At 45.0% G+C, this 11,728-nt stretch carries 10 protein-coding genes and 1 riboswitch; of the genes, 7 read left to right on the forward strand and 3 right to left on the reverse strand.

Annotated features, from left to right (window positions below):
• Window positions 1–93: 93 nt before the first annotated feature.
• Window positions 94–1,290: a sensor histidine kinase gene (locus QUA83_RS00085; RefSeq protein ID WP_333290778.1), complete on the reverse strand. Its 1,197-nt coding sequence runs from the start codon at window positions 1,288–1,290 to the stop codon at window positions 94–96.
• 171 nt (window positions 1,291–1,461) lie between these two features.
• A riboswitch (cyclic di-AMP (ydaO/yuaA leader) is annotated at window positions 1,462–1,678 on the forward strand.
• 99 nt (window positions 1,679–1,777) lie between these two features.
• Here QUA83_RS00085 and ntrB point away from each other — a divergent pair.
• The 4 genes from ntrB to QUA83_RS00105 all read left to right on the forward strand — a co-directional run bounded on the left by ntrB (window position 1,778) and on the right by QUA83_RS00105 (window position 6,008).
• Window positions 1,778–2,626, forward strand: a complete 849-nt coding sequence (gene ntrB / locus QUA83_RS00090; protein ID WP_333290779.1) for a nitrate ABC transporter permease — start codon at window positions 1,778–1,780, stop codon at window positions 2,624–2,626.
• A gap of 124 nt (window positions 2,627–2,750) precedes the next feature.
• Window positions 2,751–4,181: an ABC transporter substrate-binding protein gene (locus QUA83_RS00095; RefSeq protein ID WP_333290780.1), complete on the forward strand. Its 1,431-nt coding sequence runs from the start codon at window positions 2,751–2,753 to the stop codon at window positions 4,179–4,181.
• A 152-nt stretch (window positions 4,182–4,333) separates the two neighbouring features.
• Complete coding sequence (locus QUA83_RS00100) at window positions 4,334–5,173, forward strand: nitrate ABC transporter ATP-binding protein (RefSeq protein WP_333290781.1); 840 nt, start codon at window positions 4,334–4,336, stop codon at window positions 5,171–5,173.
• A 46-nt stretch (window positions 5,174–5,219) separates the two neighbouring features.
• On the forward strand, window positions 5,220–6,008 hold the full coding sequence (locus tag QUA83_RS00105) for a universal stress protein (RefSeq protein WP_333290782.1): 789 nt from the start codon (window positions 5,220–5,222) through the stop codon (window positions 6,006–6,008).
• A gap of 211 nt (window positions 6,009–6,219) precedes the next feature.
• Here QUA83_RS00105 and QUA83_RS00110 read toward each other — a convergent pair whose 3' ends face one another.
• Together QUA83_RS00110 and QUA83_RS00115 are read right to left on the reverse strand one after the other, a co-directional pair.
• The gene (locus tag QUA83_RS00110; RefSeq protein ID WP_006632461.1) at window positions 6,220–6,438 is read right to left on the reverse strand and encodes a hypothetical protein; all 219 of its coding nucleotides are present in this window, start codon (window positions 6,436–6,438) and stop codon (window positions 6,220–6,222) included.
• A gap of 213 nt (window positions 6,439–6,651) precedes the next feature.
• Complete coding sequence (locus tag QUA83_RS00115; protein ID WP_333290783.1) at window positions 6,652–8,595, reverse strand: S9 family peptidase; 1,944 nt, start codon at window positions 8,593–8,595, stop codon at window positions 6,652–6,654.
• 78 nt (window positions 8,596–8,673) lie between these two features.
• On the opposite strand from QUA83_RS00115, the gene QUA83_RS00120 reads away from it, so the two are divergent.
• The 3 genes from QUA83_RS00120 to QUA83_RS00130 all read left to right on the forward strand — a co-directional run bounded on the left by QUA83_RS00120 (window position 8,674) and on the right by QUA83_RS00130 (window position 11,590).
• Window positions 8,674–9,597 carry a nucleoside hydrolase gene (locus QUA83_RS00120; protein WP_333290784.1) on the forward strand — a complete coding sequence of 308 codons (924 nt, stop codon included), beginning with the start codon at window positions 8,674–8,676 and terminating at the stop codon, window positions 9,595–9,597.
• 127 nt (window positions 9,598–9,724) lie between these two features.
• The gene (locus QUA83_RS00125; protein ID WP_333290785.1) at window positions 9,725–11,083 is read left to right on the forward strand and encodes a DUF3370 domain-containing protein; all 1,359 of its coding nucleotides are present in this window, start codon (window positions 9,725–9,727) and stop codon (window positions 11,081–11,083) included.
• A 123-nt stretch (window positions 11,084–11,206) separates the two neighbouring features.
• Entirely contained in the window at window positions 11,207–11,590 is a 384-nt protein-coding gene (locus QUA83_RS00130) for a VanZ family protein (RefSeq protein WP_333290786.1), read from the forward strand.
• The last annotated feature ends 138 nt before the right edge of the window (window positions 11,591–11,728 follow it).

Raw genomic sequence — 11,728 nt, forward strand, 5'->3', positions numbered from 1 at the left:
AAGAGAGAAGAAGTCAGAAGTCAGAAGTCAGAGGGAAGAGGGAAGAAGTCATAGGGAAGAGGGAAGAAAAATTGGTTGGTAATACTAAAGCATCTAAAATCCATCCAATTCTAAGGGGAAAATTACAGTGAAGGACGAGCCAACTCCTACTTCAGACACTAATTCGATTTTACCTTGCAAGAGCTTAACTAATCGAGCGACAATTGCTAGCCCTAAGCCGGTACTGTCAGGAATGCCAGAGCTCAGGGAGTTGTCGGCACGAAAATAGGGTTGAAAAATTCGATCGCAGTCTTCGGGAGGAATGCCAATTCCTGTATCTGAGACAGTTACTGTCCAATATTTATCTGCCAAAAGTTCGCTTTTTATTGTAACAGTACCGGCTGTGGTGTAGCGAATGGCGTTGCTGGTTAAGTTTGTGATAATTTGCTGCAAGCGCAAGCAATCTGTCACCACTTGATCGTCTGAGAGATGGCACTCAACAGCTATCTCTAAACCTTTGGCTTTCGCTAAAGGCTCGATTATTTCAACAACAGTGGCGAGTACATCTGGCAGTCTGATTGGCGCTAGCTGTAACTTTATTTGTCCGGCTTCGTACCGCGAAATTTCCAGAGTATCGTTGATCAATCTCAGCAACAGTCGGCCGCTGTTGAGGACTCTATCAATATGTCCTATATTGGGTACCGAACCTTTAATTTCTGAATAGTTTTGTTGCTGGCGCAAAAACAAATCTGAGTAGCCGATAATAGAGGTGAGGGGAGTTTTTAATTCGTGAGCTAAGTGAGATAAGTTTTGTTGATTGGCGCGAACTAAGCGAGTCAGTTCTTGATTTGTAAGTTGCATTTGGTTTTGCAAATCCTTTAGTTCTTGGAATCTTTCCTGGGTAAAGGTTTGGAAACATTTAGCAATTACTTCGTCGAGGGCCGTGTCAATTAAGCGGTAAGCTCTGCTGACTTCGGCTGCAGAGGCTTTTAACAATTCTGGCTCTAAAGCATCGAAAATTACCCAGCGCAGCAAGCGGTATTCCCGCGCAATTTCTTCGGCGTCGTAGCCTTGTTTTGCCCTGAGAGTTCCGTGTTCTAAACTTTTTTCTACGAGTGTGCGAATGTCGCTCTCTTGGGATTGGGAAAGCATGGTTACGATCGCGTGTAGTACCATTGGAACGCTGTCGCGCACGCCATTGTAGGTGAGTTCCTTAGCGGTTTCGAGTTGGTCGTCGGAGCGTACAGCTTCGATCCAGTTTTGTATAATTATGTCAATTCGATCTTGCAGCGCGAGGCTAAAGTCTCTCATGGCTCAAGTAGAGAAAGAAGTGGCCGATCGCATTTTATCTCTCTAGGTGAGTTTAATTAATTAACTTTTGGAATTTTCTCTCAACTTTGGAGCTTTGCCGATCGCCAATAGCTACTCCTAAAGACCTATTGACAAACTTAAATGCTCGTGCTACCTTATGTTAAATTGGCTTAAAAAGTCAAGCCTAATCGAGCATCGCGCAATCAAACCAAGCGTGTGGCTGGAGCGGAGGAACCAATTTTCGGGGCTAATTTCTACAAAATTCAAAAGCAAAGTTAAAAATTTCCCAGTTTGAGTGAGTGTAATTTTTAACCTTTAATTATGTAGAGAAGGACATCTCTCAGTCCTAGCCCGTCAGCTAACTTCGCAGGCATTGAGAAGAGACTGAAAAGCCAAATTTCTGAACAAGATAGTTTGGCTTCGTCAGTGTCTCAGGTTGGTATTGTTCAAGATTCTTGTACCTGCCCTGACTCTGAAGGAGTTTGAAATGTTCATACAGCTTAATTTATCTGCGATCGCAGTTGCAGGAGTTGCAACGTGGAAGCGGGTAAAACCCGTTGTCATCCGAGATGCTGTTTTGTTGCCTGCTGCGGGTTTTTTGGGAATTCTTGGCTTGTGGTGGATTGTTGCCAGCTTCAACAGCGATTTGATTCCCACTCCCTATCAAGCGTTAATCGCTAATTTAGATTACATATTGCATCCATTTTACCAGCGCGGGCCTGGAGATTTAGGCATTGGCTGGCTGCTGCTAGCGAGTTTGCGGCGGGTATTGGTGGGATTTTTCCTGGGTGCAGCAGTTGCGATTCCCGTGGGATTTCTGATCGGGATGTCGAAACCAGCAATGATGGCGCTCAATCCGCTGATTCAAATCTTCAAACCGGTGTCGCCGCTAGCTTGGCTGCCCATAGCTTTATCGATTTTTAATTTAGCAGAGCCGTCGGCAATTTTTGTCATATTCATCACGTCTTTGTGGCCGACAATTATCAACACAGCTTTGGGAGTTTCTAGCGTTTCCCAGGATTATCTGGATGTGGCGCAAGTCTTGGAAATGCCTCGCTGGAGGCGGATTACCAAGATAATTTGGCCGGCGAGTTTGCCATACATTTTTACAGGTTTGCGGATTAGTTTGGGGATTGCTTGGCTGGTGATTGTGGCGGTGGAAATGCTGACAGGCGGTGTGGGAATTGGCTTTTTTGTCTGGGATGAGTGGAGCCGTTTGAACCTGAGTTCTGTATTTTTAGCGGTGTTTGTAATTGGCTTAACTGGACTTTTGCTCGACGCTGCTGTTGACAAAGTTCAGGAATTGGTAACGCATCGATCGGTCATTAATCATTAGTCAGTTTGCAGTTTGCAGTTGTTAGGAAAGCAGTTGTCAGTTGTCAGTTGTCAACAGTTAACAGTTAACAGTCAACAGTCAACAGTCAACAGTCAACAGTTAACAGTCATTAGTCAAATTAAATATGAGTGACAAGTTTTCCAATGAATGGAAGCGCCGCGAGTTTTTGCAAGGAATGGGATCGGCGGTGGCGGGAATGGCTTTATCTGGTTGTGGAATTAGCGCGGATCGATCGGCAAAAGGACTCACAGAAGAAGCCTCAGCCGTAAAGCCGGTTGTCGATTCCCGAACCTTAGAAAAACCCGATTTAACCGTAGGATACGTGCCGGTTAACGATTGTGCACCATTTGCGATCGCCTGGAAAAAAGGCTTTTTCCGCAAATACGGTTTAAACGTCAAACTCAACCGCGAAGCAAGCTGGGCAACCTCCCGCGACGGCCTAATCTTCGGCCGCCTCGACGCCTCCCCAGTCGTATCCGGCGCCGTCACAAACGCCCGAATTGGCGCCGAAGGAGCGCGCCACGCACCCCTGTGCGCGGCAATGACAATTCACCGCCACGGCAACGCCATGACGATGAACAAAGCTATGTGGGATTTCGGTTTACGCCCGTGGAACGAATACAACGGCAATTTAGAAGAATTTGGCAAACAATTTCGAGCCTTTTTTGACAGTCAGCCGTCGGAAAAAAGAGTTTGGGCAGTGGTTCTGAGTTCTTCGATTTACGAATACTTTGTCCGCTATATATCGGCGGCTGCGGGTGTCGATCCGTTGAAAGAATTTCGGGTAATTATTGTGCCGCCGCCGCAGATGGTAACTAATATCAGGATTGGCGCCATGCAGGCTTACATGGTAGCCGAACCTTGGAATACGCGGGCAATTCAAGGCAATTTGGGAGTGGGTTTTACCTTTGTGCAAGGCAAGGAAGTTTGGCTGGGACATCCCGATCGCCTTTTGGGAGTAATGGAATCGTTTATTGAGGAAAATCCGAAGACTTATTACTCGCTGGTTAAGGCAATGGTGGAAGCTTGTCAGTATTGCAGCAAGCCTGAAAATCGCAGTGAAATATCAGCGCTGCTGACTGAGCGATCGTTTACGGGGGCGAGACCGAAAAAAGGGGCGATCGACAAATTTACGCGACCCGCAATAGTTGGCGACTACAACTATGGAGGGTTTGACGAAAAAGACCGCACCATACAATCGGAAGATGCAACTATTTTCTATGACATTCCTAAGAATTTGCCTCAAATACCGGGAAATCATTCAACATTTATGTGGCAGTCTCAGAGTATTTGGTTGATGACTCAAGCCGCTCGCTGGGGACAGATTAAAGAAGTGCCAAAAAATGCTGAGGAATTAGCTAAAAAAGCTTGGAGAACCGACCTTTACCGCAAGATTGTTGCCGAAATGGGGATCGACTGTCCCCCGGAGGATTACCAAGTGGAACCTGCGGAACTTTTTATTGATAAAAAGGCATTCGATCCAAGCGATCCGGTAGGTTATTTGAATAGTTTTGAAATTCGAGCTAACCGCCCTCAGTCTTTTTTTCAGTCTTAATGTTTGAGATGTTGCACTTTTACTAAGATCCCGCCAGGGACTTAAGTCCCTGGCTAATAGCTAAAGTCGGTTGAAACCGACTGCCCAAGTTTAGGATTTAGGCAATAGCAATAAAATTCAATTAACACTTTACTACTTTTTAGGAGAATACCGTGAGCCAATACACTTCTACTTCTACCAGTACCAAAACTTCCGTCAAGAGCGATCGTGTATTTCTGGAAATAGACAATTTGTTCAAGTCTTACAAAAATGGTGACGGTACAGAATTTAGCGTCTTGGAAAATATCAATTTAAGTATTGGAGAAAACGAATTTATTTCGGTAATCGGTCACTCAGGCTGTGGCAAATCAACGCTGCTAAAAATAGTGGCTGGTTTGGAAAAACAGAGCCGGGGAATGGTGACACTGGAAGGAAAAGAAATTCGCAAACCTGGAGCCGATCGCATGATGGTATTTCAGCACTACGGATTGCTGCCTTGGCTGACAGTGCGCGAAAATATTCGGCTGGCTGTTGATGAAGTTTTGCAAAGTCTTAGCCGTCCCGAGAAGATTAGTCTTGTCAACGAACACCTAGCAATGGTAAACTTAACATCGGCAGCCGATAAATATCCAGACGAAATTTCAGGAGGCATGAAACAGCGGGTTGGGATTGCACGAGCTTTGGCGATTCGACCGAAAATGTTATTAATGGACGAACCGTTTGGAGCGCTGGATGCTCTGACTCGCGGTAAGTTGCAGAAACAGGTGCTGGATATCTGGGAAAATCACAGACAAGCTGCAATGATGATTACTCACGATGTGGATGAAGCTATATATATGTCCGATCGCATTGTGCTGATGACAAACGGCCCGGCTGCGACGATAGGTGAAATTTTGTCAGTGCCGTTTGCGCGCCCGCGCGATCGCCAAGAGTTGCGGGAATCCCAGGAGTATTACGAACTCCGCAACTATGCTTTGAATTTTCTCGATCGCTACTTTACCCAAGACGAATAACGCCCGACGGACAGACCAAACAATTCACTTAAGAGAGGTCAAGCCTGTGAATCTCAAAACAATGTTAGCGCGTTTTGAAAGTGCATTGGGATACCAAAATTTAGCAGAAGAAATGGTGTTGCTGCCGGAGCCAACATTACCAGTTTCTAAGAAATCAAAATCTCCAAAACAGGCAAAAAGTATCAATTTTATTGTCGGTTACAACAGTTCTCCCAAAAGTCAAACAGCTCTGGACATTACCCTTTGGATGGCGCATCAAACTCGTTTAGTAACAACTCAAGAAGTCACGGTTCAAGTAGTCTACGTGATCGACGAAGCGCCAAAAAGTGACGGGGAAGATACTTGCAAATTTGCTGTAGCAAATGCCTTGGCTGCACAGCAAAAAGTGTCTGCTTTAGAGGAAACATTCGCCCTTAACTGTGCAGCGCCTGCGATCGCTTTACCTCAAACCGAACTCCCATCAATATCCCAGGGAAAAAATTGGAGCGAGCCACCTGATTTCAGAGCAGTTTGTGGTCAAAATAATGAGTACGAGGTCGCAGATAAGTTGTTGTGGCAAGCGCGCTGTTTGGCTGAGGAATGGCGCGGTTTATTCAAAGCTCATTTACGCATCGGGGGGGTTGCTACAGAACTGAGAAATGTGGTGGAATTAGAATCAGCAAATTTACTATTTTTGGGCTGTGGTTCTGGCAACCATCGGCTTGTTAGGGAACTAGGCAATAATTTTCCTTGCTGCGTACTCGGTATTCCTTCAGCACTCAGCTATCAGATGGATTTTCAGCCTGAAGAAAGTTTGAGCAAGTTACAGTTGGCGACAACTATACCTGCACGTTAAACTTGTTCACTCGTTGGGCCAGAATCTAATTATGTAAGGTGCAGCGCACCCTACGACTATAATTCGTGCGCCCAACCTTTTTTTTCGTAAGTTCTATATCGCTCAAAAATTAAAAATGGTTTCCTCGCTCGAAGTCCTAATTATGAGACAATTAGGACTTTTTTTGATTGTGGAGATTTAAAAAAATATCGTCAAGTAAAATTATCGGCACTTATCTAATCATAGACAGTTCGTTAACTAATTTTATCCTTCCCCGGCACACAGAGCGCAGCAGCCGATCGATCGAGCGTTTGTCTTCCTCAGTCAAATTTTCGTCAAAAATAGCAGCCATCAAACCGTACCTATCGGCTAGAGTAATGTAGCCATTTTGATTCACTTCGGCAAACAGCTCGCCCAAAGCAGATGGAATCAGGTGGACAGGAGTTTGCATAGTAATTGACTCTCTACTCGACGATCGCGCGATCGGGTGTTCTGCAACAACAAAAGGCGATCGCACTATAAAAATTTATAGCTGTATTGCCTTTAAAGGTGTGACAATAAACAGCCCAATTTGTGAAGTAAATCACATTTAAAACTTGCGAATTATGATAAAGCTTGCAGGTGCGTTTGAGGGAAGACCGAGCAACTGCAAACTTAATGTTTTCTAAAGATTGAAAATCACCACTTCCTCCACAGGTTCAGCTAACTCAAACTTAAACACCCGCGAATAGAAATAGAATTCGCCGTCAAGAGTTCTTTTGATATTTTCAGCGCGGCGAAAACCGTGCTGTTCCCCTTCATAAGCAACATAAGCCACCGGCAAACCTTTAGCTTTCAATATGTCTACCATCATTTCCGCTTGATTGGGGGGAACCACTTTATCTTCTAATCCTTGAAAAAAGATAACGGGACAAGATAAACGTTCGGCGGAATGAATCGGCGAACGAGCCACATACAAATCTTTTCTTTCAGGATAAGGCCCGATTAATCCATCCAGATAGCGCGCTTCAAACTTGTGAGTATCCGTCGCCAAAGCTTCCAAATCGCTAACTCCATAATAGCTCGCACCGGCCTTAAACACATCGCGGAAAGTAAGAGCACACAGAGTGGTGTACCCCCCTGCACTGCCTCCGGCGATCGCCATTCTTTCCCCATCAACTAAACCCTTTTGAGCTAAATATTTAGCACCATTAGCGCAGTCGTCAACATCGACAATTCCCCAACTATCTTGCAGTCTTTTTCTGTATTCTCGGCCGTAACCAGTGCTGCCGCCGTAATTAACATCAAGTACGGCAAAACCGCGACTCGTCCAATATTGAATTTTCAAATTCATGCTGCTAGAAGTAGCAGCAGTTGGGCCGCCGTGACTTTTAACAACAAGCGGCGGTTTTTCACCCGCAGGCGCTGCGAAATCTTGATTTTTCGGGGAATAAAAGAAACCGAAAGCAGTCAAATTATTTTCCGTGGGAAATTCAATCGGTTCCGGTACAGAAAGATAACCCGGATTGATGCTTAAATTGCTCGATTGTCGCAAGATTTCTAGTTTGCTTGTTGCTAAATTTAATTGTACAATAGCAGTGGATTCAGTCGGTGAACTTGCCAGAAAAACAACTATTTGTCCCTGCGCTTTGACGGATGAAATATCAGTGTAAGGCGTCTCAATTGTTGTCAAATGCTTTGTCGTTAAATCGAGACTCGCTAAATACCACAGACCTTGCTGAGTGTAGGTGCAAATAATTTTGCTTTCCGAGACAACGGCATAAGTAGACATTCCAAAAACCCACTGGGGAAGTCCGAATTCAGCCGCCATTTCGCACAGAGGTTCAACCTCTTGCTGTTCCCTCGGCAAGCGGGGATTGACGGTTCTATAGAAATTCCACCAGTTCGACTTGTCAGAAACAAAATACAAAACTCCATCGGGCGACCATTCCGGTTGAAAAATCGACTCCTCAACCCCGCCAGCAACTAAGTATTTTTCACCTAAAGAACCGTCAGCCTTAATTTCTGCCACCCACAATTCTGTGCCATCCCACGGCATATTTGGGTGGTTCCAACAAATCCAGGAAAGTTGAGAACCGTCTGGACTTAAACGAGGGGAAGCATAAAAATCATTGCCCTGAGTTAAGATTTGAATATCTTCGCCGTTATCTAAATTAATGCTAACAATAGTATTGACAGGTTCGCCCTCACCTGCATGGTCTTCGCGCACGCAAATCAGGTGATTTCGTTGCTTGTCAACTATCGCATCTGCATAGCGACAATTAGCAGCAGGAGTCAGAGGTTCTGCTTGAGAAGTTAATGTTTGAGTATAAATACGTTGGTCGGCAAAATGAGAAAAATAGACAACACCGCCAGCAACTGCAAAAGCAGCGCCGCCGTATTCGTTAACGCGAGTGCGAACATTAAAAGGATGCGGTGTCACGTCGCTGATTTTACCGTCAGGAGTGCGCCGCACGAGGACGCTTCTTCCCGCTTCCGAAGGCCTTCCCTCAACCCAATAAATATCATCGCCGTCAATAGCAATTTGTCCCAGCCCGACAGTTCCAGAAACAATTAAATCGGAAGAAATAGGTGATTTCCAAGAGCCGTAAGGTGATACTGTATTCATATAGTTAAGGCTGTTGTGTTTGATACACAAATAAATTTATATTTGTACTTTACACTAATTCAGTCACCGGGAAGCAAAATGTCTAAAAAACTCGTACTAATGGATCACGATGGTGCAGTTGATGACTATCTCTCAGTCGTGTTGCTGATGACAATGGAGGAAGTCGAAACTCTGGGAGTAATTGTAACTCCTGCGGACTGCTACATTCAACCGGCGGTGAGTGCAACGCGCAAAATCCTCGATTTGATGGGGCGTTCAGAAGTTCCGGTGGCGGCGAGTACCGTGCGGGGACTCAACCCATTTCCGGTGTTATTTCGGCGAGATTCCTTTGCAGTCGATCGACTTCCCATTCTAAATGAAAAAGGAACCATTGACACGCCGTTAATATCAGAACCCGGACAAAACTTTATGGTGCGAGTTTTGCAAGATGCAGCCCTACCAGTCACATTAATGGTAACGGGGCCGTTAACAACAGTAGCGCAAGCTTTAGATATCGCACCAGAAATTGAAAGCAAAATTCAAGAAATTGTCTGGATGGGAGGCGCACTCAATGTTATCGGCAATGTTAGCAAAGATATGGAACCCGGACAAGATATGTCGGCGGAATGGAATGCTTACTGGGACCCGATAGCAATCGAGAGAATTTGGCAAACCCAAATTCCCGTTGTCATGTGTCCTTTAGACATCACAAATAATGTACCGCTGACTGTCGAATTTTCCAATATCTTAGCAAAACAGCGCAAATATCCAATTTCCGACTTAGCAGGACAGTGCTATGCTCTCGCAATATCTCAAGATTACTATTTTTGGGACATTTTGGCAACCGCTTATTTAGCACATCCCGAATATTACCAACTGCGAGAATGGGAAACAGAAATTGTGACCGAAGGCATCAGCGAAGGACGCACAAAAGTTAAAATAGGAGGACGAAAAATTCAAGCAATGGATAAAGTAGACACAGCCAAATTTTACAATTACATATTAGAACAGTGGGCGAGGTAAAAATCCCAATATCTGCTAGAAGTGAGCAAAATCTCCGTACAAAACCCCCCTAACACAAATATTTACCTCCTCTTCTCTTCCTCTGCGCCCTCTGCGCCCTCTGCGGTAAAAAAAACTCCTCTCAAAAATGCTGCCAATTCTATCAATTCTCCCCTTAGCCCAAACCCCTCCCGCACCTCAAGAAATCCTCCAAATCCAAGAAGTGCGACCACTCCCCGGACAGTTAGACAACATACCAGTATTTAACAGCAACAGTCCCGAATTAGTGCTGCAAGAAGGAATTTTGCTTTCGACATTTCCCCCGGATGGTAAAAGATTTCCGGCGGCACATTTAAACTTTCCGTTTCAAGGACGTTTCGACATATTTGCCCACCACATAGCCCGCGCACCTTCCCCGGAAGATTTGCGAACATTGTATCAAGGAGTAATTGTTTATAATCCGGGCAATAAACCTGTAACATTAGATATATTGCAAGCTGCAAGTTATCTCAGCCAACCCGATGCACCTTTTATTGAATTGCCGCCGCAAGTCGATAATTCAAACAGTAATATTTACGCGGGGCCGGGAAGTCGCGCTGTGAATGATATTCTGAGAGGAAGGAGACAGTCTGACTTTGGGCCGAGGTTAATTATTCCACCGGGAAAAAGCGAACTGTTGATGAATCATCCGATACCGGTGCGGGGATTGGTACCGCCGCTAAACGGTCGATCGACCTTGATGCGGTTGCGGAGCGATGGTATAGTCTATGTTGCCAGTCTGGCGATGTTTGCCCGAGTTGACCCAGAGGGAAACGGACAGGGAAACGAGCGATCGCCCAATTTAGCAGAATGGCAAAACTTATTAGACAATGGTAATATAGCCGGGCCGCGCGATCGAACTCCCACACCACCAGAAATCACCGAAGGTCAAATAATTTACGGCCGAGTTGCCGGTGTAGCATTAGGTTCAGAATGGCGAGCACTTCTCTCCGACAACCCCGCCACATCAAGCCTAGCAATTCCCCAACCCGGAACAGCATTTTCCTACCCATTAAGCAGCCTCCCGCGCGGAATGCTGGGCACAAATCAAGTGCAAAGTGCAAAGATGCTAGTCCGCTACCCAGATACAGCATACCGCGCCCACGGCAATTACGGAATTCAATACAGTCTCAGCTTGCCGCTGTACAATTCTACCAGCAAAAATCAAACTGTAACTGTCGCCATTCAAACTCCAATTAAGACAGACAAATTAACTTCAGGAGGACTTAGTTTTTTAGAACCTCCGGCACCTCAAACTTTTTTTAGGGGAACGGTCAGAGTGCGCTATACTGATGATAATAAAGTGCCTCAAACTCGCTACGTGCATTTAGTGCAGCGGCGGGGACAGCAGGGGGAACCTTTGGTAAAATTAGAGATGGAATCGGGAGAAAAGCGGCTTGTAGAAGTAGATTTTATTTATCCGCCCGATGCGTCGCCTCCGCAAGTTTTGACAGTGACCACAAATTAAATTTGATCGGCTGCTACGGGTAGGCAGACGCCTACAAATACAATACGCAATTAACCAGATTTGATATTAGTTTCGCGTTGGGCGGAGTTGGTTTGTTTCTAGTCGGTATTGGCAAAAAACAAGATGAACTTATCAAAAAACTTCTGGATTGTTGCTTGTTTTGTGTACGTTTTAATTCTTCTCACTATCATGCTTTTAGCAGGGACGGGGAAATTAGTCAACTTTCCTCTCGCTCATCCGCCTTATGACAAAATCGGACACTTTGTTTTGTACGGAATAGCATCTTTTTTGTGCCATAGAGCAACTGGCAAAAAAAATATAAATTTATTTAATTATTCAATTCCTTTCGGGCCCGCAATTTTTACTATGTTCACTGCGGCGGAAGAAATGCTGCAAGCGATTTTACCAAATCGTAGCGCTAGTATTGAAGATTTTTTATATAGTTTTTGCGGGATTGCAGTTTTTTATTGGATTGGAGAAGTTTGGGATAGAAAAAAAGGGCATTGATGATATAGAAGGAAGTTCGGCAACGGATTCTGTAACGGATGTAACGGATGTCACGGATAGAAGGAAGAAGGAAGTTCGGCAACGGATTTTGTAACGGATGTAACGGATGTCACGGATAGAAGGAAGAAGGAAGTTCGG

This window comes from Microcoleus sp. K1-B1 (assembly GCF_036704705.1).
In the GTDB taxonomy this organism is placed as follows: Bacteria; Cyanobacteriota; Cyanobacteriia; order Cyanobacteriales; family Microcoleaceae; genus Microcoleus.